Annotated in this window: 25 protein-coding genes; 18 read left to right on the top strand and 7 right to left on the bottom strand. The window is 71.6% G+C overall.

Going from position 1 to position 23,015, the window contains the following annotated elements; all coding sequences use genetic code 11:
- The first annotated feature begins 222 nt into the window (after positions 1 to 222).
- Both FHR82_RS09315 and FHR82_RS09310 read left to right on the top strand, forming a co-directional pair.
- On the top strand, positions 223 to 1,359 hold the full coding sequence (locus tag FHR82_RS09315) for a M24 family metallopeptidase (RefSeq protein ID WP_184809868.1): 1,137 nt from the start codon (positions 223 to 225) through the stop codon (positions 1,357 to 1,359).
- The gene (locus FHR82_RS09310; protein WP_184809867.1) at positions 1,356 to 1,811 is read left to right on the top strand and encodes an Lrp/AsnC family transcriptional regulator; all 456 of its coding nucleotides are present in this window, start codon (positions 1,356 to 1,358) and stop codon (positions 1,809 to 1,811) included. The genes FHR82_RS09315 and FHR82_RS09310 overlap by 4 nt, the downstream gene beginning before the upstream one ends.
- Here the strand turns inward: FHR82_RS09310 and FHR82_RS09305 are convergent, their stop codons facing one another.
- The gene (locus tag FHR82_RS09305; protein WP_184809866.1) at positions 1,812 to 2,558 is read right to left on the bottom strand and encodes a class I SAM-dependent methyltransferase; all 747 of its coding nucleotides are present in this window, start codon (positions 2,556 to 2,558) and stop codon (positions 1,812 to 1,814) included.
- 68 nt (positions 2,559 to 2,626) lie between these two features.
- On the opposite strand from FHR82_RS09305, the gene FHR82_RS47290 reads away from it, so the two are divergent.
- The 4 genes from FHR82_RS47290 (at position 2,627) to FHR82_RS09285 (ending at position 5,473) form a co-directional block, all read left to right on the top strand.
- Positions 2,627 to 3,202, top strand: coding sequence for a CGNR zinc finger domain-containing protein (locus FHR82_RS47290; protein ID WP_184809865.1), 576 nt, complete (start codon positions 2,627 to 2,629; stop codon positions 3,200 to 3,202).
- A gap of 72 nt (positions 3,203 to 3,274) precedes the next feature.
- Positions 3,275 to 3,901, top strand: coding sequence for a dihydrofolate reductase family protein (locus FHR82_RS09295; protein WP_184809864.1), 627 nt, complete (start codon positions 3,275 to 3,277; stop codon positions 3,899 to 3,901).
- 5 nt (positions 3,902 to 3,906) lie between these two features.
- Positions 3,907 to 4,239, top strand: a complete 333-nt coding sequence (locus tag FHR82_RS09290; RefSeq protein WP_184809863.1) for a YciI family protein — start codon at positions 3,907 to 3,909, stop codon at positions 4,237 to 4,239.
- 10 nt (positions 4,240 to 4,249) lie between these two features.
- Positions 4,250 to 5,473, top strand: a complete 1,224-nt coding sequence (locus FHR82_RS09285) for an RNA polymerase sigma factor (RefSeq protein ID WP_184809862.1) — start codon at positions 4,250 to 4,252, stop codon at positions 5,471 to 5,473.
- Here the strand turns inward: FHR82_RS09285 and FHR82_RS09280 are convergent.
- A complete protein-coding gene (locus FHR82_RS09280) occupies positions 5,421 to 6,269 on the bottom strand; it encodes a phosphatidylinositol-specific phospholipase C/glycerophosphodiester phosphodiesterase family protein (protein ID WP_184809861.1) in 849 nt (282 codons plus the stop codon). The genes FHR82_RS09285 and FHR82_RS09280 overlap by 53 nt on opposite strands.
- 471 nt (positions 6,270 to 6,740) lie before the next feature.
- Here FHR82_RS09280 and FHR82_RS09275 point away from each other — a divergent pair, with 471 nt between their 5' ends.
- Genes FHR82_RS09275 through FHR82_RS47285 form a run of 3 tightly spaced genes read left to right on the top strand, consistent with a single transcriptional unit; the run spans position 6,741 to position 8,412 of the window.
- Positions 6,741 to 6,974: a hypothetical protein gene (locus tag FHR82_RS09275; protein WP_184809860.1), complete on the top strand. Its 234-nt coding sequence runs from the start codon at positions 6,741 to 6,743 to the stop codon at positions 6,972 to 6,974.
- A gap of 8 nt (positions 6,975 to 6,982) precedes the next feature.
- Positions 6,983 to 7,738: an SDR family NAD(P)-dependent oxidoreductase gene (locus tag FHR82_RS09270; protein WP_184809859.1), complete on the top strand. Its 756-nt coding sequence runs from the start codon at positions 6,983 to 6,985 to the stop codon at positions 7,736 to 7,738.
- Positions 7,735 to 8,412, top strand: coding sequence for an HAD family hydrolase (locus tag FHR82_RS47285; protein WP_184809858.1), 678 nt, complete (start codon positions 7,735 to 7,737; stop codon positions 8,410 to 8,412). Before FHR82_RS09270 ends, FHR82_RS47285 begins: the two co-directional genes overlap by 4 nt.
- Here the strand turns inward: FHR82_RS47285 and FHR82_RS09260 are convergent.
- From FHR82_RS09260 to FHR82_RS09250, 3 genes are all read right to left on the bottom strand, one after another.
- Positions 8,336 to 9,388 carry a GDSL-type esterase/lipase family protein gene (locus tag FHR82_RS09260; RefSeq protein ID WP_184809857.1) on the bottom strand — a complete coding sequence of 351 codons (1,053 nt, stop codon included), beginning with the start codon at positions 9,386 to 9,388 and terminating at the stop codon, positions 8,336 to 8,338. The two genes, FHR82_RS47285 and FHR82_RS09260, sit on opposite strands and share 77 nt — an antisense overlap.
- Before the next feature lie 72 nt (positions 9,389 to 9,460).
- The gene (locus FHR82_RS09255) at positions 9,461 to 10,858 is read right to left on the bottom strand and encodes a S28 family serine protease (RefSeq protein WP_311770980.1); all 1,398 of its coding nucleotides are present in this window, start codon (positions 10,856 to 10,858) and stop codon (positions 9,461 to 9,463) included.
- Between the two features lie 115 nt (positions 10,859 to 10,973).
- Positions 10,974 to 11,420: a MarR family winged helix-turn-helix transcriptional regulator gene (locus tag FHR82_RS09250; RefSeq protein ID WP_184809856.1), complete on the bottom strand. Its 447-nt coding sequence runs from the start codon at positions 11,418 to 11,420 to the stop codon at positions 10,974 to 10,976.
- Positions 11,421 to 11,499: 79 nt separating this feature from the next.
- On the opposite strand from FHR82_RS09250, the gene FHR82_RS09245 reads away from it, so the two are divergent.
- On the top strand, positions 11,500 to 12,294 hold the full coding sequence (locus FHR82_RS09245; RefSeq protein ID WP_184809855.1) for an SDR family NAD(P)-dependent oxidoreductase: 795 nt from the start codon (positions 11,500 to 11,502) through the stop codon (positions 12,292 to 12,294).
- A 13-nt stretch (positions 12,295 to 12,307) separates the two neighbouring features.
- Complete coding sequence (locus FHR82_RS09240; protein WP_184809854.1) at positions 12,308 to 13,132, top strand: aldo/keto reductase; 825 nt, start codon at positions 12,308 to 12,310, stop codon at positions 13,130 to 13,132.
- A 94-nt stretch (positions 13,133 to 13,226) separates the two neighbouring features.
- Here FHR82_RS09240 and FHR82_RS09235 read toward each other — a convergent pair whose 3' ends face one another.
- On the bottom strand, positions 13,227 to 14,633 hold the full coding sequence (locus FHR82_RS09235) for a KamA family radical SAM protein (RefSeq protein ID WP_221463581.1): 1,407 nt from the start codon (positions 14,631 to 14,633) through the stop codon (positions 13,227 to 13,229).
- A gap of 33 nt (positions 14,634 to 14,666) precedes the next feature.
- Here FHR82_RS09235 and kdd point away from each other — a divergent pair, with 33 nt between their 5' ends.
- From kdd to FHR82_RS09200, 7 genes are all read left to right on the top strand, one after another.
- Positions 14,667 to 15,752 (top strand): L-erythro-3,5-diaminohexanoate dehydrogenase, encoded by a 1,086-nt coding sequence (gene kdd / locus FHR82_RS09230; protein WP_184809853.1) that lies wholly within the window; start codon positions 14,667 to 14,669, stop codon positions 15,750 to 15,752.
- Positions 15,749 to 17,209 (top strand): amidohydrolase, encoded by a 1,461-nt coding sequence (locus tag FHR82_RS09225; RefSeq protein WP_184809852.1) that lies wholly within the window; start codon positions 15,749 to 15,751, stop codon positions 17,207 to 17,209. Before kdd ends, FHR82_RS09225 begins: the two co-directional genes overlap by 4 nt.
- On the top strand, positions 17,206 to 18,783 hold the full coding sequence (gene kamD, locus FHR82_RS09220; RefSeq protein WP_184809851.1) for a lysine 5,6-aminomutase subunit alpha: 1,578 nt from the start codon (positions 17,206 to 17,208) through the stop codon (positions 18,781 to 18,783). The genes FHR82_RS09225 and kamD overlap by 4 nt, the downstream gene beginning before the upstream one ends.
- Positions 18,780 to 19,520 carry a lysine 5,6-aminomutase subunit beta gene (gene kamE / locus FHR82_RS09215; protein WP_184809850.1) on the top strand — a complete coding sequence of 247 codons (741 nt, stop codon included), beginning with the start codon at positions 18,780 to 18,782 and terminating at the stop codon, positions 19,518 to 19,520. Before kamD ends, kamE begins: the two co-directional genes overlap by 4 nt.
- Positions 19,521 to 19,564: 44 nt before the next feature.
- Positions 19,565 to 19,984, top strand: coding sequence for a 3-aminobutyryl-CoA ammonia lyase (gene kal / locus FHR82_RS09210; protein WP_311770978.1), 420 nt, complete (start codon positions 19,565 to 19,567; stop codon positions 19,982 to 19,984).
- A gap of 13 nt (positions 19,985 to 19,997) precedes the next feature.
- Positions 19,998 to 20,468 carry a GNAT family N-acetyltransferase gene (locus tag FHR82_RS09205; RefSeq protein ID WP_184809849.1) on the top strand — a complete coding sequence of 157 codons (471 nt, stop codon included), beginning with the start codon at positions 19,998 to 20,000 and terminating at the stop codon, positions 20,466 to 20,468.
- 89 nt (positions 20,469 to 20,557) lie between these two features.
- Positions 20,558 to 22,609: an AMP-binding protein gene (locus FHR82_RS09200; protein ID WP_184809848.1), complete on the top strand. Its 2,052-nt coding sequence runs from the start codon at positions 20,558 to 20,560 to the stop codon at positions 22,607 to 22,609.
- Positions 22,610 to 22,613: 4 nt separating this feature from the next.
- Here the strand turns inward: FHR82_RS09200 and FHR82_RS09195 are convergent, their stop codons facing one another.
- A complete protein-coding gene (locus tag FHR82_RS09195; RefSeq protein WP_184809847.1) occupies positions 22,614 to 22,970 on the bottom strand; it encodes a VOC family protein in 357 nt (118 codons plus the stop codon).
- Positions 22,971 to 23,015: the final 45 nt, after the last annotated feature.

Genomic DNA, 23,015 nt, shown 5'->3' with positions numbered 1-23,015 from the left:
ATCCGCCTGATCCGCGTGTCGGTACGGCTGACACAGGCTGCGGGCCAGTGCCCCGTCCACGCGGGGTGGGCACGGCTCTCCGCGGCCCAGGCGGCCGCTGGCGGCGTTGCCGAAAGCCCAAGTACATCCAGTACGAGCGGCTTTCCGGCGCCTTGTCAGCGTCCACCTGGATCCACGGATGGCCGACCCACCCCACGCGGACGGGGCACTAGGCTTTCCGTCATGTCGACCACCGTCTCCGCGATCAACCCCTCGGCACTGTCGAAGCGGCTCGACCGCGCCGCCGCCGCTGCCGCGAGCGCCGGGGTGGCTGCCCTGCTCATGGCGCCCGGCTCGGACCTGCGGTACCTCCTCGGCGCGGGCGGCAGCTCGTTCGAGCGCCTGACCTGCCTCGTGGTGCCTTCCGACGGGTCGCCGACGCTCGTGGTGCCGAAGCTCGAGGCACCCGGCTACGACCCGGTGCCGCTCGGCGACCTGGGGATCGACGTCGCGACCTGGGTCGACGGCGAGGACCCGTACGCGCTGGTCGCGTCCCGCGTCGGCACGGCGGCGAAGGTCGCGGTCGGCGACGTGATGGTCGCGATGCACGTGCTCGGGCTGCGTGCCGCGCTGCCGGACACCGAACAGGTGCTGGCCGGGCCGATCGTGCGCGAGCTGCGGATGCGCAAGGACGCCGAGGAGATCGCCGCGCTGCGGGCCGCGGGCGCCGCGATCGACCGCGTGCACGCCCGCATGGGCGAGTTCCTGCGAGTCGGCCGTACCGAATCCGAGGTGGGCGCGGACATCGCCGCCGCGATCGTCGAGGAGGGCCACGCGGTCGCCGAGTTCGTGATCGTCGCCTCCGGCCCGAACGGCGCGAGCCCGCACCACAGCCTGTCCGACCGCGTCGTCCAGGACGGTGACGTCGTGGTGATCGACATCGGCGGTCCGGTGCCCGAGGGGTACTGCTCGGACAGCACCCGCACGTACATCATGGGCGAGCCACGCGATACGGATGTACTGAAGACCTACGCGGTGCTCCAGGAGGCACAGCAGGCGGCCGTCGACGCGGTCCGTCCCGGCGTTCCCGCCCAGGACGTCGACGCGGCCGCCCGTGACGTGATCGCCTCGGCCGGGTTCGGCGAGTTCTTCATCCACCGCACCGGCCACGGCATCGGCCTCGACGTGCACGAGCACCCGTACATCGTGGGCGGCAACGACCTGCGGCTCGAGCCGGGCATGGCGTTCTCCGTCGAACCGGGCATCTACCAGCGGGGCCGGTGGGGCGCGCGGATCGAGGACATCGTGGTGGTCACCGAGGACGGCGTCGAGCCGCTCAACACCCGGCCGCACGACCTCGTGTCGCTGCCGACCCGATGACCGCGTCCGAGCTGGAGCCGATCGACCAGGCGATCGCGCGTGAGCTGGCCGACGACGGCCGGTGCAGCTTCACGGACCTGGCGGAGCGGGTCGGGCTGTCCGTGTCCGCCGTGCACCAGCGGGTGCGGCGGCTCGAGCAGCGCGGGGTGATCCGCGGGTACCACGCGCAGCTCAACGGCGAGGTCATCGGCCTGTCGCTGACCGCGTTCATCTCGCTGACCCCGATCGACCCCGCCGCGCCGGACGACTACCCGCACCGGCTGGAGCACATCCGCGAGATCGAGGCGTGCTACTCGGTGGCGGGCGACGAGTCGTACATCCTGCTGGTCCGGGTGGCCTCCCCGGCCGCGCTCGAGGACCTGCTGCGGCAGATCCGCGAGGCGGCGAAGGTGTCCACCCGGACCACGGTCGTGCTCTCGACCCCGTACGAAGGCCGGTCGCCCGCGCTCTGATCAGCGCACCGCCACCAGGACATGGTCGTCGCCGAACTGCCACACCGGGCCTGCCTCGGCGAAACCGGCCTGCCGCAGCAGGTCCGCGTGCTGCCACACGGTGAGCCCGTTCTCGCCGCTGTGCGCGATCGCGGCGTTGGACCGGGCGTCGACCAGCGGCGCCAGCTCGTCGTCGGTGCGCAGCGCCTGCCACCACGCGGCCCACTCCTCGTTGTCCTGCGTGCCCACCCGGCGAGTGCGGGCGGTGCGGACCGCGTCGGCGATGCCGTCCAGCGCGGGCTGGCCGACACCCATGTTGTCGGCGTTGACGAACACGCCACCGGGCCGCAGGTTCCGCGCGAGGATCCGGTACAGCTGACCCAGGTCCTCCGGCGACAGCCAGTGCAGTGCCGTGCTGGACACCGCCGCGTCCCACGGCCCCGGCAGACCGGTCGCGTCGGGCCAGCCGGCGTTGGCGAGATTCGCCTCGATCAGCCGGACCCGCGGGTTCGTGTTCGCCCGGCCGAGACCGAGCAGGAGCGGGTCGGCGTCGACACCGACCACCTGGACGTCCGGCAGCGCCTCGGCGAGCCGCTGGGACAGCGACCCGGGCCCGCAGCCGAGGTCCACCACCGCGGCGGGCCCGTCGCCTGCCGCGGTCCTGACGACGTCGATGACCACGCGGAAGCGCTCCTCGCGGTCCGGGACGTAGCGTTCCTGCTGCGCGTCCCACCGCTCGAGCCACCGGGTCGCGGTCGTCTGCTGCATCTGATCCTCCGTAACTGGCGTTAAGCTTGACGACAGTGACGCTAACTCGAACGGAAGTAACTGGTCAAGTGGAATTCGACAGTCACACGAGCGACGTGGTCGAGTGGGCGGTCGCGGTGGTCAACAACGTGACCCCCGGCGAGCGGCACGGCCGCCCGTTCCCGGCACCGGAGGGGGAGGCGCTCACGGCGGCGGTGCGGGACGCGCTGCCGCCGGCCCGTACAGCTGACCTGCCAAGGGCGTCGGACGCGGCGGAGCTGGCCGCCTGGGCGGTCCGCCTGCGGCAGGTGGTGGCGAAGGTCGACGGCGGCGACATGGACACCGCCTGCACCGACCTGAACGCGATCATGCGGGAGGCGAACGCGATCCCGACGCTGGCGCGGCACGACGGCGAGCCGTGGCACCTGCACTTCCACAGCGTCGAGGCGACGTGGGCGGTGAGCTGGGCGGCGTCCATGGCGACCGCGCTCGCGATCGTGCTCGGCAACGCGGCCGTCGACCGGCTCGGGCTCTGCAACGCGCCGGCGTGCGACCGGGTCTACATCGACGTCTCGCGCAACGGCACCCGCCGGTTCTGCTCGACGACCTGCCAGAACCGGGTCAAGGCGGCCGCGTTCCGCGCCCGCAGGGCCGCAGGCGCATAGCTGTCGATTTCTCCGCCGCCCGTTCGCCGGGCAGGTGTGGGTGCCAGCCCGGCACCCGGAGGAGGAGAAGACATGCGGAAGCTGACGGCGATGTCGTTCGTGTCCCTGGACGGCGTGATGCAGGGCCCGGGCGGTCCCGACGAGGACCGCACGCAGGGGTTCGAACACGGCGGCTGGGCCGTGCCGCACTTCGACCAGGACACGCTCGACGTGATCACGGCGCTGACCCGGCGGGGCGGCGCGCTGCTGCTCGGCCGCCGCACCTATGAGACCTTCGCCGCCACCTGGCCGCTCGCCGAGGCCGACGACCCGGTGGGCGCGAAGCTGAACGCCATGCCGAAGTACGTGGCCTCCCGCACCCTCGACACGGTGACGTGGACCAACTCGACGCTGCTGACCGGAGACGTCCAGGAGGCCGTGCGCGAGCTGAAGCGCGCGGACGGCGACGAGATCCAGGTGCACGGCAGCCCGGGCCTGCTCCAGACACTGCTCGCGCACGACCTCGTCGACGAGTTCGTCGTGTTCACCTTCCCGGTGCTGATCGGCTCCGGCACCCGGCTGTTCGGCGACGGCACGGCACCCGGCAGGCTCCGGCTGACCGACGTCACTGGCTTCGGCGGTGGTGTCGTCGCCGGTACGTACGTGCGGGACGGCAAGCTTGAATACGGTGCCATGGGGCCGGAAACCGGGAACTGGTGAGGACGATGCCGCAGTACGCGATCCTGATCTACGAGAAGGAGCTGCCCGGCGGGGTGGCCGACATACCGCCGGACGTGATGGCGGCGAACATCGCGGCGGGGGAGAAGATCGCCGCGATGGGGGTGCGGGTCGTGCACGAGCACGGGTGCGAGCCCGCCGCGGCCGCTCGCACCATCCACAAGGGAGGGATGGTCACCGACGGCCCGTTCCTGGAGACCAAGGAGGTCATCGCCGGGTTCTTCGTGATCGAGGCGGCCGGCCTCGAGCAGGCCCTCGCCGTCGGCAGGCTGCTGCCGATCATGGACGGCGCGGTCGAGGTGCGGCCACTCATGCAGTGAAGCGATACACATGACCGACATCCGGGCCGCGCTGGCTGACGCGCACCGTCGCGAGTGGACCGCCGTGCTCGCCGCGACGGTGCGCGTCACCAGGGACCTCGACCTGGCGGAGGAGTGCGTGCAGGACACGTACGCCGCCGCGCTGCACGAGTGGGCACGGGACGGCGTGCCCGCGCGCCCGGGTGCCTGGCTCACCACCGCCGCCCGGCACAACGCGCTCGACGCGCTCCGCCGGGCGCGGACACTGCGGTCGAAGCTGCACCTGCTCGTCGAGCCAGTCGCCGAACCGGCACCGGACGACTCGCTGCGGCTGGTGTTCCTGTGCTGCCACCCCGCACTCGCGGTCGAGTCGCAGGTCGCGCTGACGCTGCGGCTCGCGTGCGGGGTGGCGACACCGGACGTGGCGGCGGCGTTCCTCGTCCCCGAGGCCACGATGGCGGCCAGGATCACCCGCGCGAAGAAGAAGATCGTCGCGGCGGGCATCCCGTTCCGGATCCCCGCCGCGAGTGAGCTGCCGGACCGCCTCGACGCGGTGCTGACCGTGCTGCACCTGCTGTTCACCACCGGCCACACCGCGCCCGCGGGCCCGTCGCTGACCAGGGACGACCTCGCGCGGCACGCGATACGACTGACCCGCATGCTGCGCGCGCTGATGCCCGACGAACGCGAGGTGCGGGGCCTGCTCGCGTTGCTGCTCGCCAACCACGCCCGCCGCGCGACCCGCGTCGACGAGCACGGACGCCTGCTCCGCCTGTCCGAACAGGACCGTGCGCGGTGGGACCGGGAGGCGATCGCGGAGGCGGACGCGCTGGTGGTCAGCGCGTTGCGGGGCGGACGGCCGGGGCGGTTCGCGGTACAGGCCGCCATCGCGGCACTGCACGCGACCGCACCGTCCTACGCCGACACCGACTGGCCGCAGATCCTGGTCCTGTACGACGAACTGCTGCGGGTGTGGCCGTCACCCGTGGTGGCGCTCAACCGGGCGGTCGCGGTCGCCGAGGTTGACGGGCCCTCGGCCGCCCTGGCCGAAGTGGAGACCCTCGACCAGGACGGCAGGCTCGCCGGGTACCGCTACCTGCCCGCGGTGAAGGCCGACCTGCTGCGCCGCCTCGGCCGTGCCGCGGACGCCGCGTACGAGGACGCGATCGCGCTCGCGGACAACGACGCCGAGCGGGCCTTCCTCACCGATCGTCGCGCAGGAAGTCCGCAAGCCCCTTCAAGTCATCCGTATTGATGTGGTCGACGTCCGCGGCCACCAGCTCCCGCCAGACCGCGTCCCGCGCCGGGCCCGCCACGTCCGGGGTGGCCCAGAACCGGACCCGCTGACCCGCGCGGTGCGCGGTCCGCACGATCTCGCGCAGCTCGGCCTTCTCGTCGGCGGGCATCGGACCCGCACCGGTCCACGAGAACAGGTTCGTCCAGTTGTCCGACACCAGCGGCGTCAGGCGCGCGTCGGAGCCGGGACCGAGGTCCGACTGGTTGGCGATACGACCGTCATAGAACGCGACGCGGGTGCGCTGTGCCGCCATCGTGGCGCGGGGCCGGTTGCCGGACACCACCGCGGTGACCGCACGGGTCCGGACGTGGCCGTACCGGTACGTGGTCCACAGGAACGCGTAGCGCGGCTCGCGCAGCAGCGCGTCGAGGGCGGCGTAGGTCGACTCGCCCTCGGTCTTGATGTCGATCAGCAGCTGGAAGTCCCGGAAACCGCGGTAGACGCCGCCGCGGTTGTCGAGCACCCGCTCCCGCAGCGGTTCCAGGTACAGCGAGGTCAACGTCCTCGCCGGGTCCAGGTCCTCCGGGTCGTGGGCGACGAGCAGCTCGCCGTCCACGAGGTAGATGTCGGCCTCGACGCTGGTAAAGCCCTCGCCGAGCGCGTCGAACAGTGGCCGGTCGTGCTCGTAGTCGTTGTGCGCGTGGGCCTGTGCGAGCGGGCGGACCCGCTCGTGGTGCGCGGCGGTGGCGGTCGCGGGCACCGCGCCCGCGACGAGGCCCAGGACGGCCAGCAGGAGGAGCAGGGGACGCCGCACGGGGACAACCTCCAGAGTCTCGGGTGGCCGACACGGTAGGGCACCGCGGCGAACCACGGGTGAACCACCGATGATCGTCGCCTACCGCGGCGGTACTCACCAGCATCCGCACGATGCGGATCAAGCGACGTCGCCGGGACCTGCGGGTCACCAGGGTGCGCAGGCTCGCCGATCCGCTCGCACCCGGCGTGCACCCGGCGGCCATCCCGTGCCGCCGTTCGTGCCGAGGGGCCGGCTGCCGGACCTGGTCGATGCGCTCGGGCGGGGGGTTCGTGCTTGTCGTCGGCGACGCCGTGGCGGGCAGGACCAGGCTCGCGTACGAGGCCCTGCGCGCCTCGCTGCCACATCGCCGGTGCGTGGTGCCCGACGGTCCCGCCGCGCTCGAGGCGGCCGCCGACCTGCCCGCGGACGATCTCGCCGACCTCCGGCTGCGCCGGGTGTGGCACACCGGCGCGACGGTCGACGGCCGCGGTGACCCGCACCGCGCCGCAGGCCTGGCCCGGGAGCTGGTGCGGGACCGCGCGGACCACGTTGGAGATACGCCTGTCCCGCATCGCCGCGCTGGACGCCGCCCAACGCCACGACGAGGCACTCGACCTGGCAGAACACCTCGCGGCGGACGCGGAACACGTGCTCGGCCCGGACCACCCGACGACGTCCGACGCCCGATTCGCGGTCGCCGACATCGCCGCCCGCCGGGCATGATCGGCGCCGTGGTCAACACAGAACTCAACGGGCGCACGGTCCTGGTGACCGGGGGAGCGGGCGGCATCGGCGCCGCCATCAGCCGCGCGTTCGCCGCCGAGGGCGCCCGCGTCGTGATCCACCACCTCGCCGAGGCGCCGGCCGCACCCGACGGCGTCAGCTGGGAACACACGCTGCCGACGGGCGCGGAGGAACTGGCGGCGGAGCTGGGTGGCGTCGCCGTCAGCGGCGACCTCGCGGCACCGGACGCCGCCACCCGCCTGTTCGACGCGGCCGGGCCGGTGGACGTGCTGGTCAACAACGCGGCGCACTGCGAGAGCCCGGACACCATCGACGCGCTCACCCACGACGGTCTCGACCGCCACTACCGCGTCAACGCCATCGCACCCGCGCTGCTCGTCGCCGAACTGGCGCGCAGGGCGGGCGACCCGCCGCCGTGCGTGGTCAACATCTCGACCGACGCCGCCCGCGCGTTCCCCGGGCAGCTCGGCTACGGCACGTCCAAGGCCGCGCTGGAGGCGTTCACCCGCGCCGCCGCGCTCGACCTCGGCCCACGCGGCATCCGCGTCAACGCCGTCGCCCCGGGACCGGTGCAGACCGGCTGGATAGCCGACGACCTGGTCGAACAGGTCAGCGCGATCGTGCCGCTTGGCCGCGTGGGCACCCCGGAGGACATCGCCGACGCCGTGGTGTTCCTCGCCTCGCACCAGGCCAGGTGGATCACCGGCCAGGTGCTCCAGGTCGCGGGCGGGCACGCGCTGTGAGCGAGCGAACCGCGGCCGCCGTGACCTTCGACGCGATCCTGTGCGACCTCGACGGGGTGCTCCGCCGCTGGCCCGCGCTGACCGACCTCGAACGGGCGCACGGCGTGCCGGATGGCGCTCTCGCCGCCGCGGCGTTCGCGCCGCACCGGCTCCTGCCCGCGATCACCGGGCAGTGCACCGACGACGACTGGCGGGCCGCGGTCGCCGACGACCTCCGCGTGCACACCGACCGGGCGGCGGACCTGGTCGCGGCGTGGTCGGCGGGCGCGGGAGCCATCGACGACGACGTCGCCGAGGTGCTCGCGGACGCCCGCGCACACGGCCCGGTCGTGCTCGTCACCAACGCGACCACCCGTCTGGAGTCCGATGTGGACGCGCTGGGGCTGGCCCGGCACGTGGACGCGATCGTGAGCAGCGCCCGGCTCGGTGTCGCCAAACCGGAACCCGCCATCTACCTCGCCGCGGCCGTCGCGGCCGGGGTGCCGCCGGAGCGCTGCCTGTTCGTCGACGACAGCGCCACGAACGTCGCCGCCGCCCGCACGCTCGGCATGGCCGGGCACCACTTCACCGAGGTGGCGCGGTTCCGTGCGCTGGTGGCTAGTCAGCGCTTGCCGCGGCGTGCAGTTCACCGTCGCGGCCGACGAGGCACGCCGCCGCCCGGTCGGTCGACGTGAGGAACTCCGACAGGCACTGACCGAACTGCCGGTGCCCGTTCGCGTTGGGGTGGAAGGACTCCTGCAGCGCGTGGGTGGCGCGCTCGTCGTGCTCGAGGTTGTCCCACTCGACGGCCAGCCGCCGGAACCACTCGCTGTCCGGGTCACGCTCCGACGTGCACGCCTCGCGCCCGACCCCAGCCCGCGACAGGTCGAGGAACCGGACGTCCGCGTCGCGTGCCGCGGTGCGCACGCCCGCCGTGAGCACCGGGACCGCGTCGCCCTCCACCCACCGCAGGTCCTGCGTCAGGAACGGGCAGCCCGACAGGTCCTGCAGCCCGCGCACGACGTCCGGGCCGACCGGTGCCGCGTACGACTGGACGACCAGTTCGTAGTCGGTACGGGCGTAGCCGGCGTTGCGCATCACGGTCTTGATGTCCCGCAGCGCTTTCGTCAGCTTGGGGATCATCCGGTCGACCCGCCGCTCCCACTCCGGCCCGACCGACTTGCTGCACGGCTGCCCGCGCCCGGCCCACGCCTGCACGCACGAGTCGAGCACGTGCGAGAAGGACGGGTCGTCGTTGGCGCCGGACGCCACCACGATCGCCGTCACCCGGTTGCGGGTGGCGATCCGCGCGAGCTGCTTGGACTGCGAGATCTCGGTGTACTGCTCGACGTTGCCGAGCCCGACCTGCGCGGACGGCGCGCCGGAGCACGCGAGGTTGAACGCCTTGTCCACCCCGGGCACCTCCACCTGGAAGATCGACGCGTGGGAGGAGCGGTGGCACCAGTTGCCCTTCTCCCCGTCGGTGCCGCGCTCGTAGTCGCCCGCGCCCTCACCGGAGATCGTGCTGTCCCCCATGGCGACGATCGCGGTCGGCGCGTCCTCCGGCGGGCCGGGCAGGGGTTCCGGCGCGGGAAACCGGTGGTCGCCGGCCAGCCCGAACGTGGCCATGACCAGGACGAGGAAGAGGACAAGCCATCCCGAGGGTCGCATCGGGACTCATCTTAAGGAACAACGGCCGACGGCAGGCCCCGAGATCATCGCGAGGCCTGCCGTCCGGTCGTGCTAGATGGGACGTCGCTGCAGGTCAGGGTTGCGCGAGTCGAGCACCGCGGTCGACGAGGACCGCTGTGCCGCCTGCGTCGCCACCCCGGCCCACCGCAGCACGGCCGCCCGTGCCGCCGCCGCGTCCGCGGCGGTCAGGCGGGCGATGTTCGCGCCGTGGTTCGCGCCCGGCGCGGTGTAGGTGTACGAGTCCTTGCCGCTGGGGTGGAACGGTTCCGCACCCCACGGGTCGTTGGAGCCGTACACGAACAGCATCTGGCTCGCCGTCTTCGTGACCCAGTGGTCGACGTCGGCCATCGGCCACGCGTCGTGCCGCGACTGCAGCTCGGCGGGCAGGCTGGAGTTCGCCTGGTACATGCCCGGGTAGCGCACCCCGTCCCGCAGGTAGCGGAACTTCGGCTGCGGCCAGCCCAGCTGGGTCGCCGCCTGGTAGAAGTACGGCGCGTACGGGAGGATCCCCTCGTCCGAGTAGAACGAGAAGCCCGCGGTCTGGTCGATGAACGCGAAGATCTCGTCGCTCGTCGCGTCCCGGCCGGGCACGTCGCAGTTCGCCTCTGTGTTGTACTGCCAGAACGCCCACTCGGTGTCGAGCACGGCCATCTCGAACGCCTTGTCCGTCGACCCGAAGACCTGGTCGAAGTGCAGGCCCTGCTCGGCGGCGAGCGCGTCGTACCGGTTCACCATGTCGGTGCGCCGCGACAGCGCCTCGTCCTGCAGCGTCTTCAGCGCGGTGCGGCACGCGGGCGTGCTGCCGACCGAGTCGAAGAACTCGTCGTACGCGCTGTCCTCGCGGTTGTTCGGGTCGTTCGGCGCCACGTACGCGACCACGCCGTCGACGTCCCTCGGGTAGAAGCGGCGGTGGTACACCGAGGTCATGCCGCCCTTGCTGGCGCCGGTGGACAGCCACTTCGCCGAGTAGATCGTCTTCAGCGCCTGCGTGATCCGGTGGTGGTCGGTCGCCGCCTGCCAGATGTTCAGCTTGCTCCAGTCGGCGGGGTTCGGCCGCGACGGGGAGAAGAAGCGTTGCTCCACCGAGATCTGGTTGCCGTCGACGAGCTGCGTCGGCTCGGCGCGGAACGCGTACTCCGGCATGTCGTAGCCGGTGGTGTGCAGGATCATCGGGCGGCTGACGTCGCGGTGCAGCAGCTGGAGCCGCTGGGCGAACGTCTGCCCGGACGGTTTCGTGTGGTCGACCGGCTGCCGGTAGGTCAGGAAGAAGAACCGGTAGCCCGCGGAAGGCGGGGGCTGCTCGGCCACGGTCATGCCGGGGATCGCGGCGAGCTGGTCGGCGATGTCGGCCGGCGCCGCCTGGACGGGCGCGGCCGTGGTCAGCCCGATCGCGGTGGTGGCGAGCAGCGTCGCCGCCATGGCCGCGAACGTCTTTCTTCGGTTGTGCACGCGGGGACTCCTCGGGGATGCGCAGGGTCAACCTCGCCGGATTGTTCCCGAGCACCCGCGCCGCGAACAGCCGCCAAAAGGACGGTCGGTCAATCGGCGCGGGACCGCGTGCGGGTCAACCGACGCCGAGGCGGTCCAGTGCCTGCACCAGCGGTGCCAGCTCCGGCACCTCGCCGGCCTCGTCCAGTGCCGCCGAGACCGTCGCGTCGTGGGTGGGGCGGGCGGCGGCCAGCAGCTCGTGGCCCGCGGGGGTCACCTCGGTGTAGATGCCGCGGCGGTCGGTCGGGCACAGGTACCGCTGCAGCAGGCCGCGGTCCTCGAGCCGGGTGACGAGCCGCGTCGTCGCCGACTGGCTCAGTACGACGGCATTGGACAGCTGGGTCATGCGCATGTGCCAGCCGTCCTGCCTGGCCAGCACGTCCAGCACGCCGTACTCGCTCACCGACAGGCTGTGCTCGCGGCGTAGCGCCTTCTCCAGCGAGTCCTCGATCCTGGCGTGCAGTGCCGCCAGCGTGCGCCAGCCCTGCGCCCTCGCCTCGGCGGCGTCATCATCGAGTGACAAGCGACTCAGCTCCTCGCGCTGCAAATACCTGCGTGTGCAACTATTGTCGACGCTGGTATTTGCATAGTACTGGAGGAACATGAACATCGACCTCACCGGGAAGAGAGCCCTCGTCACGGGCTCCACCTCGGGCATCGGGCAGGCCACCGCGGCGACCCTCGCACGGGCAGGCGCCGCGGTGGTGGTCAACGGCCGGAGCAAGGACCGCGTCGACGCGACGGTCGAGGCGTTACGGGCCGAGGCCGGGTCGGACCTCGTCAGCGGCGTCGCGGCGGACGTCGGCACCGCCGACGGCGCGAACGCCCTGATCGCCGAGGTGCCCGACGTCGACGTCCTCGTCAACAACGCCGGCATCTTCTCCGCCACGCCCGTCTTCGAGATCCCGGACGCAGAGTGGCAACGGTTCTTCGAGGTCAACGTCCTGTCCGGGGTCCGCCTCGCGCGGCACTACGCACCCCGCATGGCGGACCGCGGCTGGGGCCGGGTGATCTTCGTGAGCTCGGAGTCGGCCGTGTTCATCCCGACCGAAATGGTGCACTACGGCATGACGAAGACCGCGCAGATCTCGGTCGCGCGCGGCATGGCGCAGGAGGTCGCGGGTACAGGAGTCACCGTGAACACGGTCCTGCCCGGTCCGACGCTGACGCCCGGCGTCGCCGAGTTCGTCCGCGACCGCATCGGCGCCGACGTGCCGTTCGAGGAGGCCGAGCGCCGGTTCATGGCGGAGGAGCGGCCGACGTCGCTGCTCGGCAGGCTGATCCGGCCACAGGAGATCGCCAACCTGATCACCTACGTGGCCTCCGACCTCGCGTCCTCGACCACCGGCGCTGCGTTGCGCGGCGACGGTGGCGTGGCGCCCACGATCATCCCCTGACCAGGAGAAAGCGATGACTGTCCCGAACGTGAAGCTGAACAACGGCGTCGAGATGCCCCAGCTGGGCTTCGGCGTCTTCCAGGTCCCGAACGACGAGACCGAGGCGGCCGTGACCGCCGCGCTCGACGCCGGGTACCGCAGCATCGACACCGCCAAGATCTACGGCAACGAGGAGGGCGTCGCCGCGGCGCTCGCCAAGTCCGGCGTCGCGCGCGACGAGCTGTTCATCACGACGAAGCTGTGGAACAGCGACCAGGGCTACGACTCGGCGCTGCGGGCCTTCGACGACTCGCTGTCCAGGCTGGGCCTGGAGTACCTCGACCTGTACCTGATCCACTGGCCGACGCCGCAGCGCGACAGGTACGTCGACACCTGGCGCGCGTTCGAGAAGCTGCTGGCCGACGGCCGCGTGCGGGCCATCGGCGTGTCGAACTTCCAGCCGGACCACCTGCGGCGGCTGGTCGACGAGACCGGCACCGTGCCCGCGGTGAACCAGGTCGAGCTGCACCCGTACCTCACCAACGAGGCGGTCCGCGCGACCGACGCCGAGCTCGGCATCGCCACGGAGGCGTGGAGCCCGCTCGCGAAGGGCGGCGACCTCCTGGCGGAGGACGTCGTGACGTCGCTCGCGAAGAAATACGACCGTACCGCCGCGCAGGTCGTGCTCCGCTGGCACCTGCGGCTGGGCAACATCGTGATCCCGAAGTCGGTGACCCCGTCCCGGATCGCGGAGAACCTCGACGTCTTCGGCTTCGAACTGACCGACGACGACGTGGCGTCGCTGTCCGCGCTGGAGCGCGGCCTGCGCACCGGCCCGGACCCCGACCAGTTCAACTGACGCACCCGTGACTGCGCCCGGCGTCGCCCCTGCGCACGCCGGGCGCACTCACGGTCAGGCCTCCGAGCCGGCCGAGCTGTGTTTGTCCGGGTCGCTACTCTCCCGAGTCACGCCACCACTGCTGACCGGCCTCGGGCAGCGTGCTGATCGGGTCGTAGTACGGGTAGTGCCGCGACAGGGCGTCGGCGTCGGCGTGCTCGATGCCCGTGCGGTAGTTCTTCGTCCAGTACGAGATGCCGTGCTCGCGGTCGTACTCCGCCAGCTGGTGCACCCAGCGCTTCCCGACGTACGGCACGTCGCAGATGATGCGCGGGGTCGCGTAGCCGGGCAGGTAACCCATGATCGCGTGCTGCAGCGCCTGTGCCTCCCACACGGCGACCCGCCAGTGCTCGGCGTTCGGGATCATGTCGCACATGTAGAAGTAGTACGGCAGGATGTTCGCCTCGCCCTGCAGCGCGAAGCACAGGTCCAGCAGATCGTCCGGGGTCGCGTTGACGCCCCGCATCAGCACGCCCTGGTTGCGGACGTCGCGCACCCCCACGTCCAGCGCCGTGCGGGCGGCCTCCGCGACCAGCGGGGTCACCGACTGCGCGTGGTTCACGTGCGTGTGTATCGCCAGGTTGACGCCGCGCCGGTGCGCGGTGCGCGCGACCCGCTCCAGGCCCTCAACGACCTTGGGCTGCAGCCAGTGCTGCGGCAGGCCGGCCAGCGCCTTGGTGGCGAGCCGGATGTCCCGCACGGTCTCGATGTCGAGCAGCCGCATGAGGAACGACTCGAGCTGGTGCCACGGGACGTTCGCCACGTCGCCGCCGGAGACCACCACGTCCCGGACGCCGGGGGTCTTCTTCAGGTAGTCGATCATCTGGTCCTGGCGGTCGACCGGCTTGAGCGACAGCTTGTGCTTGTCCACCGACGGGGTCGAGTTGCCGACCAGGTCCATCCGCGTGCAGTGCCCGCAGTACTGGGGGCAGGTCGACAGCAGCTCGGCCAGCACCTTGGTCGGATAGCGGTGGGTCAATCCCTCGACGACCCACATCTCCGCCTCGTGCAGCGAGTCGCGCGACGAGTGCGGGTGGTTCGGCCACACCGGGTCGCGGTCGCTCGCGACCGGCATCATGTACCGGCGTACCGGATCCGCCAGGAACTCCTTGGTGATGTCGCCACCGGTCGCCGTCGGCGCCATCGTGTTCAGCATCTGCGGCGGCAGCAGCATCGACATCGTCGCCAGCCGCTCCTGGTCCGCCACGAGGTCGTCGTAGAACGACTCGGCGAGCAGATCGCCCATCACGGCGCGTAGCTGCTTGATGTTCTTCACACAGTGCACCCGCTGCCACTGTGCGTCCCGCCACTGGGCGTCCGTGATGTGACTCCACCCCGGGAACCGGCGCCAGTCCGGCTCGACCAGCTCTCTTCTGACGTACTCGTACGGTTGCCGCGCGGTCTCTTCCACTGCGTCGGAGACCGTCGTGGCGGCGGTGACCGTCTCATGAAGCGCCGTCATCCGTCCTCCTGGTCGCTAGGTTGACGTAAAGATATGCTGCCAGAACGTAGTACAGACGCAAATCCTACGGAAGGAGGTCGTGTGTCTTCTCCATACGGGCTACACCGGGTGATCGAGCCGGAAGGGGTCCTGCCACAGCAAGCGTGGCGACTGTCACCTGCGCCAGGGTCGTGGCCGGATGAAGTCCTGGTGGACGTCGAGCGCCTGAACCTGGACGCGGCCTCCTACCGCCAGCTGCGTGAGGAGCACGGGACTCCGGACGCCGTGCGTGGCGCGGTGGCGGGGATCATCGAGCAGCGCGGGAAGATGCACAACCCCGTGACCGGTTCCGGCGGGATGCTGCTCGGGACGGTCCGCGAGGTCGGCCCCGAGTCGCCGCTCGGTCTCAAGCCAGGCGACCGGATCGCGACGCTCGTGTCGCTGACGCTCACGCCGCTGCGGATCGACGGTGGCGTCGACGGCCTCGCCGGCTGGTCGGGCGAGAGCGAGCAGGTGCCCTGCCGGGGGACGGCGGTCCTGTTCGGGCGGTCCATCGCGGCGGTGCTGCCGCCGGACCTGCCGGACGAGCTGTCGCTGTCGGTCCTCGACGTGTGCGGCGCGCCCGCGCTGACCGACCGCGTCGTGCGCGAGGCCGGTTCCGGGTCATCCGTACTGGTACTCGGCGGTGGCGGGAAGTCGGGCAGCCTGTCGCTGGCGGCGGCCCGCAAGGCGGGGGCCGGGCGACTGGTCGCGCTCGTGCCGACCGAGGACGAGGCCGACGCGGTGCGCGGGGCCGGGCTCGCCGACGAGATCGTGGTCGCCGACGCGCGGAACCCGCTGGCCGTGGCCGATGCGGTCGGCGAACGGGTCGACGTGACGATCGTGTGCGTCGACGTGCCGGGCTGCGAGCACGGTGCGGTGCTGGCCACCGCGGACGGCGGCACGATCGTGTTCTTCTCGATGGCCACCTCGTTCTCGGCCGCCGCGCTCGGCGCCGAAGGCCTGGCCGCGGACGTCCGCATGCTCATCGGCAACGGGTTCGTCCCCGGTCACGCGACGTTCGCGCTCGACCTGTTCCGCGAAACGCCAGGTGTGCGCGAGCTGTTCGAGCGCAGGGAACGGCACACTGCTTCGACATGACGACCCTGTACACGAACGCGCGGATCCACGGTGACGCGCCGGGCGCGACCACCGCGACCGCCATGGCCGTCGACGCGGGTCAGGTGACCTGGCTCGGCACGGACCACCGGGGCCCGGTCGCCGACACGGTCGACCTGGGTGGCGCGTACGTCACGCCCGCGTTCGTGGACGCGCACGTGCACGCCACCTCCGCCGGCCTGCTGCACACCGGCCTCGACCTGACCGCGACGGAGTCCTTGTCCGACCTGCTCGACGCGGTCCGCGACCGGGTCGAGCAGGACGTACTGCTGTGGGGGCACGGCTGGGACGAGACCCGCTGGCCGGAGAACCGGCCGCCCACCCGCGCCGAACTGGACGCGGTGGCGGACGGCACACCCGTGTACCTCTCCCGCATCGACGTGCACTCGGCGCTGGCGTCGACGGCGCTCGTCGACCTCGTGCCAGGAGCGCGGACGGCGGCGGGCTGGTCGGCCGACGGCCCGCTCGCCCAGGACTCGCACCACCACGTGCGCCGCGCGGCCCGCGAGTCGATCACCCCGGCACAGCGGGAGGCGGCGCAGCTGGCGTTCCTCCGCCACGCCGCGTCGATGGGCATCGCGTGCGTGCACGAGTGCGCGGGACCGGACATCTCGGGTGCCGACGACCTCGCGGATCTCCTTGCCAGGCCAGGTGACCTGCCACAGGTGGTTGGCTACTGGGGTGCGCTCGGCGAGTCCGTGCCCGGTGTCCGGGGACAGGCCGGCGACCTGTTCGTCGACGGCGCCTTCGGCTCCCGCACGGCGGCGCTGTGCGAGCCGTACACCGACGCCCCGCACACGAGCGGCGCCCGCTACCTGAGCGCGCGGCAGATCGCCGACCACGTCGTCGCGTGCACGGAAACCGGCCGCCAGGCCGGTTTCCACGTGATCGGCGACGCGGCCGTGGCCGAGGTGGTGGCCGGTTTCCGGCTCGCCGAGAAGGTCGTGGGGGAGCGGGCCATCGTCGCGGCGGGCCATCGCCTGGAACACCTGGAGATGGTCACCGGCGAGCAGATCGACGAGCTGGCCCGGCTCGGTGTGCTCGGGTCGGTGCAGCCGCTGTTCGACGCGTACTGGGGCGGCCGGGACGGCATGTACGCGCAGCGGCTCGGGGACCGCGCCGCCGCGCTGAACCCGTTCGCGACACTCGCCGCCCGCGGGGTGACCCTCGCGCTCGGCTCGGACGCCCCGGTCACCGCGGTCGACCCGTGGGCCACCGTCCGCGCCGCCGTCGAGCACCGAACCCCGGGCTCGGGGCTGACCTGGGAGCAGGCGTTCGCCGCCCACACCGAGGGCGGCTGGCGCGCCGCGGGCATGTCCGGCGGCCGTCTCGAGGTCGGCGCGCGCGCCACCTTCGCCGTCTGGGACGGCGACCCGCGCACGTCACCGCGCTGTCTTCGCACTGTCCATGATGGAATCACGATTCACGAGGTTCGATGATGCCCTTGCTGGACCTGGATCCCGACGTCGTCGCGACCGCGCGCGAGCTGGCCGCGCGAGCGGCGGAACCAGTCGTGCGTATCGCCACCGCGCACACGACGGTCGCCGTCGAACGGGCGACCCTGCGGCTCGCGGGCATCACGGGTGCCGACACCACCCACAGAGCCGGTGACGTGCCGTGGGTCAACCGCGTCGTCGACACCGTCCGCGAGCACTGCGGCCTAGAGCACGGTGTCGTCCTGCCCGCCTTCCACGCGCTCCGCGAGCACGACCTCGGCTCGCTCACGGACCTGGCCGAGGCGACCGCCGCCGGCCAGATCCAGTACCGCGTCCCGGCGGGCCGCGACGCCGAGCGCGCCGCCAAGGCCGGCCGCGTCGCGGTGGCCAAGGGTCTCCGCACGGTCGACCGCAATCGCGCCCAGCGCGACCGGCTCATCACGAGGTTCGGCGATCCGCCCCGGCGGCCGTGGATCTACCTCATCGTCGCGACCGGCGACATCGACGAGGACGTCGTGCAGGCCGCGAACGCCGCCCGCGCGGGCGCGGACATCATCGCGGTCATCCGCTCCACCGGTCAGTCCCTCCTGGACTACGTGCCGGAAGGCGCCACGCACCACGGGTTCGCCGGCACCTACGCCACGCAGGAGAACTTCCGGATCATGCGTGCCGCCATGGACGACGTGTCCAAGGAGGTCGGCCGCTACATCCGCGTCACGAACTACGCGTCGGGCCTGTGCATGCCGGAGATCGCCGTGCTCGGCGGCCTGCAGCGCCTCGACATGATGCTCAACGACTCGATGTACGGCATCCTGTTCCGCGACATCAACCCGATCCGCACGTTCGTCGACCAGCGGTTCTCCCGCCAGGTCCACGCCCGCGCGGGCATCATCATCAACACCGGCGAGGACAACTACCTCACCACCGCCGACGCCGTCGACGCCGCGCACACGGTGACCGTGTCGCAGCTGCTCAACGAGCACTTCGCGCACGAGGCGGGCCTGCCGGACGAGCTGCTCGGGCTCGGCCACGCCTTCGAGATCAACCCGAAGGTCCCCGAGTCGTTCCGCCTCGAGCTGGCGCACGCGCTGCTGGCGCGGGAGCTGTTCCCCGACGCGCCGCTGAAGTGGATGCCGCCCACGAAGCACATGACGGGCGACGTGTTCAACGGCTACCTGCTCGACGGGTTCTTCAACCTCGCGGGCGTCCTCACCGGACAGTCGATCCTGCTGGTCGGCATGATGACCGAGGCCGTGGTGACGCCGTTCCTGTCCGACCGCGACCTGGCGCTGCAGAACGTGCGGTACGTGCTCGACGCGGCAGCGGGCCTGCGCGAGGACTTCCACCCAGCGCCCGGCGGGTTCATCGTCAAACGCGCCCACCAGGTGCTCGGCGAGGCGGTCGACCTGCTCGACCGGATCGTCCGCGACGGGCTGCTGAACGCCATCGCCGACGGTACGTTCGGGCTGATGAAACGCCCGCCGGACAAGGGGAAGGGCGCCGACGGCGTGGTCGAGAAGGCGGACGGCTACCGCAACCCGGCCGCCGACCTGCTGGAGTCGGGGGAGACGAAATGAGTTCGATACGCCCGTATGGCGACACCACCGGAGACGGCATGGTGCAGACGTCGTTCACACTGCCGATGCCACCCGGCCCCAAGGCCGAGGGCGCGGCCATGCAGCTCGCGAACAAGATGGGCATCGAACCCGCGATGGTCGTGCACTCGCACGGCATCGGGTCCGACTTCACGTTCTTCGTGGTCTACGGCTCGGTGCGCCACCTCGTCGACCTCGACGCGATCACCGTCGTCGAGCGCGAGTACCCGCTGCTGTCGCCGGCCGAGGTGAACGGCGAGGTCAGGAAGAGGTTGCGGCGCAAGCTGGTCGTGGTCGGCGGCTGCATCGGCACCGACGCGCACACGGTCGGCATCGACGCGATCCTCAACATCAAGGGCTTCGCGGGGGAGAAGGGCCTCGAGTACTACCGCGAGCTGAAGGTGGTCAACCTCGGCGCGCAGGTCACCGTGCCGGAGCTGGTGAAACGCGCTCGCGCGGAGAAGGCCGACGCGGTGCTCGTCTCGCAGGTCGTGACCCAGCGCGACGCGCACATCCTGAACACCCAGGAGATGTCGGCGGCGTTCCGCGAGGCCATGGGCGACCGGCGCCCAGTGCTGATCGCGGGCGGCCCCCGGTTCGACCCGTTGATGGCGGGACAGCTCGGCGTGGACCGGGTCTTCGGCCGCGGCACGACGCCCGGCGAGGTGGCGAGCTACCTCGTGCACGCGATGAAGGAGAGCAAGGGAGTGGCGGCGTGAGCGGAGCGAACCATCAGGCAGAGCGTCTCGCAGTCGGATTTTCGGTGACGCACCGCAGGTACGTGCCCTACGCGCACGCGCACTACGGCGGCAACCTGGTGGACGGCGCCTACGGGCTCGCCATGTTCGGTGACGTGGCGACCGATCTCGCCATCCACACCGACGGCGACGAGAGCCTGCTCGCCGGGTACTCGAACGTCGAGTTCCTCGCACCCATCCAGGCCGGTGACGTGGTCGAGGTGACCGCCACGGTGACCCGCGTCGGCACCCGCTCCCGCGACCTCGAGTTCGAGGCGAAGGTGCTCTGCCGGGCCGCGCCGGAACGCGGTCCGTCGTCCGCCGACGTGCTGGACCCGCCGGTGGTGGCGACGAAGGCGACCGCGACGATCGTGGTGCCGCCGACAGCCCCCATGGTCCGCTCCGCAAGCTCCGCGAAACAGGAAGGCGGATCGCCCGTCGCCTGACTTACCGTCTGGCATGGACACCATACGGTTGACCGGCGACGACTGGCGGCTGTTGCGGGACGTCCGCCTGGCCGCGCTCGCCGACGCCCCGTACGCTTATGGGTCCTCGCTCGCGGTGGAGGAGGCGTTCGAGGAGGCGGACTGGCGACGCCGCCTCCACGGCGGCGCGCTGTGGACGGTCGTGCGCCGCGCCGGCGAAACCGTGGGCCTCGTCGGCGCCTACGTGCCGGACGACACGCCCATGCTCGTCGCCATGTGGGTGCGGCCCGCCGCGCGAGGGCTCGGGATCAGCGACTTGTTGATCACGGACGTGTTGCGGTGGGCGGGCGAAAACCGCTGGTCCCGGGTCGTGCTGCGGGTCGCGGACGGCAACGACGCGGCGCGGAAGTTGTTCCTCCGCCACGGGTTCGAGCCGACCGGCAGGCGCGAGCCGCTCGAGAGCGATCCCGGGGTGAGCACGGAACTGCTGTCGCGTGCGATATAACGTCCACATCACGGAACCGGGTCTTGCTCCGAATGGAGCACGCTGCTAGTAACACTAGCTCTGGGCGTTCGCCCCGCGGACGGAGGAGCATGGCGACCGATCTCGTCGAGGTGACAGAAGTCCTCGACCACCCGCTCGACCGAGTTTGGTCACTGCTGACCGATCTCGAGGCCTACCCGAAGTTCGTCGCCGAGGTGGCCTGGTGCGAGCACCTCGGCGAGGCCGGGGCGGGTCGGTACGAGGTGCGGTTCAGCGTCGACCAGGGACCGGTGGTGCGGCACGAGGTCGAGGTGCTGGTCAACCGGCCGCACGAGCACCTGGTGATCGTCAGCGACAAGTGGCCGGGCGGGCACGTGTCGCTGAAGTTCGCGGCACTGGACCGTGCGCGCACCGAGGTGGAGCTGACCGTCTCACTGCCGAACGTCGACACCTCGGTCACCGGCTCCTGGCTGCGGAAACGGGTCCGGCGCGCGTTCACGCTCATCCACCACCACCTCGCGGGCATCCCGATCACCGCTTCGCGCAAGGGGATCGACCAGGCCGCGAAGAGCCAGTCGCAGCTGACCGCGGCCCGGATCCTGACCAAGGCGGGCGTGCTCACGCCCGGCCGCCCGGACCGGTTGCTGCGCCAGCTGAACGTGCTGGCCAAGTGGGGTGCGACCGTCGCGGGCGGCTACCGGGCGGCGTGCGTGCGGTTCCCGAAGGAGGATGCGATCTCCGACGAGCTCGGCACGCTCAACTTCACCGAGGTCGACCAGCGCACCACCCGCCTCGCGAACGGGCTGGCGAAGTACGGGGTCCGGCAGGGGCGGCGGGTCGCGGTGATGTGCCGCAACCACGCGGGCATGGTCGAGTCGATCGTCGCCTGCGGGAAGCTCGGCGCGAGCGTGCTGCTGCTGAACACCGGCCTGTCGGCGAACCAGGTGCGGGACACGGTGATGACGCACCGGCCGGCGGCCGTGCTCGTCGACGAAGAGTTCATGACGCTGATGCACTACCTCCCCACGTCGCTGCCCCGCATCCTGACCTGGGGCCGGGGCCACGAGGGCGAGCTCACGATCGACGGGCTCATCGAGGACGCGTCCCCGGAGCGGATCAAGGCGCCGTCGTCGGCGGGCAAGATCATCGTGCTGACGTCCGGCACGACCAGCAACCCCAAGGGCGCGCGGCGGCGCAACCCGCACGGCATCCGCACCGCGGCGGCTGTGCTGTCGCGGATCCCGTTCCAGGCAGGCGAGCGGATGATGGTGGCGGCGCCGCTGTTCCACACGTGGGGCCTCGCGGCGATGCAGCTCGGCATGCCGCTGCACGCGAAGCTGGTGCTGCACCGCAAGTTCGACCCCGAGGCGACGCTCGCCGCCATCGAGGAACAGCGCTGCACGACGCTGATCGCGGTACCGATCATGCTGCAGCGCATCCTCGACCTGCCGCGCCAGGTGATCCGCAGCTACGACACGTCCTCGCTGCGGGTCGTCGCGTCCAGCGGGTCGGCGCTGCCCGCGTCCCTGGTCACGGGGTTCATGGCCGAGTTCGGGGACGTGCTCTACAACCTGTACGGCTCGACCGAGGTGTCGTGGGCGAGCATCGCCGACCCCGAGGACCTGAAGGCCGCGCCGACGACCGCTGGCCGCTGCCCGGTCGGCACCCGCGTCGGCATCCTCGACCCGGACGGGCGGCCAGTGCCGCCCGGTGTCGTCGGCCAGATCTGCGTCGGCAACGACATGCTGTTCGAGGGCTACACGGGCGGCGGCAGCAACGCGGTCTACGACGACATGATGGTCACCGGCGACCGCGGCTACCTCGACGCCGACGGACGGCTGTTCGTGTCCGGCCGGGACGACGACATGATCGTCTCCGGTGGCGAGAACGTCTTCCCCCGGCCGGTCGAGGAGCTGCTGATGACGTTGCCGCAGATCATGGACGCGGCCGTGATCGGGGTGCCGGACCGGGAGTTCGGGCAGCGGTTCGCCGCGTACGTCGTGCCCCGCCCCGGGGCCGCGATCAGCCCCACGGCGGTGCGTGAGTACGTGCACGCGCACCTGCCGCGGTTCGCGGTGCCTCGGGACGTGATCTTCGTGAACGCGCTGCCGAGGAACGCGACCGGGAAGGTGGTCCGGCGGCGGCTGCTCATGGACAGCTGAGCACCTACCGGGTCGTGTCGATCACGCAGAAGCGGTTGCCCTCGGTGTCGGCCAGGACGGTGAAGTCGGCGTCCGGCGGGTAGTCGTCCCAGTCGACGCGCTGGGCGCCGAGGTCGAGCAGCCGGTCGATCTCCTCGGCCGGGGTCGCGGTGTACAGGTCGAGGTGGACGCGCGGCTTCTCCTGGACGGGTGTCGAGCTGAGCATGAGCGAGACGTTCTGGCCCACCCCGTCGGCGGGCGACAGGACCGCCCACGTCTCCTTGATCTCGTCGCGCGGCACATACCCCAGCGCCCGGCTCCAGAACTCGGCGGCACGCCGCACGTCGGAAGCACCCAATACAGTCGACCCGATTCGCAACATGCGGCGATTCTCGTAGTACCGGAGTACTACGCGCAGGTTGGCTCC

It is taken from the genome of Actinophytocola algeriensis (assembly GCF_014203735.1).
GTDB lineage: Bacteria > Actinomycetota > Actinomycetes > Mycobacteriales > Pseudonocardiaceae > Actinophytocola > Actinophytocola algeriensis.
The sequence above is the reverse complement of the archived record's forward strand: the minus strand, read 5'-3'. Positions and strand labels throughout refer to the sequence as shown.

What these genes read in the sequence shown, in the direction of transcription:
- FHR82_RS09295 (WP_184809864.1), top strand. Translation starts at nt 3,275, where the DNA reads ATGCGGAAGCTGACGGCGATGTCGTTCGTGTCCCTGGACGGCGTGATG.
- kamD (WP_184809851.1), top strand. Translation starts at nt 17,206, where the DNA reads ATGATGCCCTTGCTGGACCTGGATCCCGACGTCGTCGCGACCGCGCGC.
- FHR82_RS09305 (WP_184809866.1), bottom strand. Translation starts at nt 2,558, where the DNA reads ATGCAGCAGACGACCGCGACCCGGTGGCTCGAGCGGTGGGACGCGCAG.
- FHR82_RS09240 (WP_184809854.1), top strand. Translation starts at nt 12,308, where the DNA reads ATGACTGTCCCGAACGTGAAGCTGAACAACGGCGTCGAGATGCCCCAG.
- FHR82_RS09315 (WP_184809868.1), top strand. Translation starts at nt 223, where the DNA reads ATGTCGACCACCGTCTCCGCGATCAACCCCTCGGCACTGTCGAAGCGG.
- FHR82_RS09200 (WP_184809848.1), top strand. Translation starts at nt 20,558, where the DNA reads ATGGCGACCGATCTCGTCGAGGTGACAGAAGTCCTCGACCACCCGCTC.
- FHR82_RS09205 (WP_184809849.1), top strand. Translation starts at nt 19,998, where the DNA reads ATGGACACCATACGGTTGACCGGCGACGACTGGCGGCTGTTGCGGGAC.
- FHR82_RS09195 (WP_184809847.1), bottom strand. Translation starts at nt 22,970, where the DNA reads ATGTTGCGAATCGGGTCGACTGTATTGGGTGCTTCCGACGTGCGGCGT.
- FHR82_RS09225 (WP_184809852.1), top strand. Translation starts at nt 15,749, where the DNA reads ATGACGACCCTGTACACGAACGCGCGGATCCACGGTGACGCGCCGGGC.
- kamE (WP_184809850.1), top strand. Translation starts at nt 18,780, where the DNA reads ATGAGTTCGATACGCCCGTATGGCGACACCACCGGAGACGGCATGGTG.
- kdd (WP_184809853.1), top strand. Translation starts at nt 14,667, where the DNA reads ATGCTGCCAGAACGTAGTACAGACGCAAATCCTACGGAAGGAGGTCGT.
- FHR82_RS09245 (WP_184809855.1), top strand. Translation starts at nt 11,500, where the DNA reads ATGAACATCGACCTCACCGGGAAGAGAGCCCTCGTCACGGGCTCCACC.
- FHR82_RS09285 (WP_184809862.1), top strand. Translation starts at nt 4,250, where the DNA reads ATGACCGACATCCGGGCCGCGCTGGCTGACGCGCACCGTCGCGAGTGG.
- FHR82_RS09310 (WP_184809867.1), top strand. Translation starts at nt 1,356, where the DNA reads ATGACCGCGTCCGAGCTGGAGCCGATCGACCAGGCGATCGCGCGTGAG.
- FHR82_RS09235 (WP_221463581.1), bottom strand. Translation starts at nt 14,633, where the DNA reads ATGACGGCGCTTCATGAGACGGTCACCGCCGCCACGACGGTCTCCGAC.
- FHR82_RS09290 (WP_184809863.1), top strand. Translation starts at nt 3,907, where the DNA reads ATGCCGCAGTACGCGATCCTGATCTACGAGAAGGAGCTGCCCGGCGGG.
- FHR82_RS09260 (WP_184809857.1), bottom strand. Translation starts at nt 9,388, where the DNA reads ATGCGACCCTCGGGATGGCTTGTCCTCTTCCTCGTCCTGGTCATGGCC.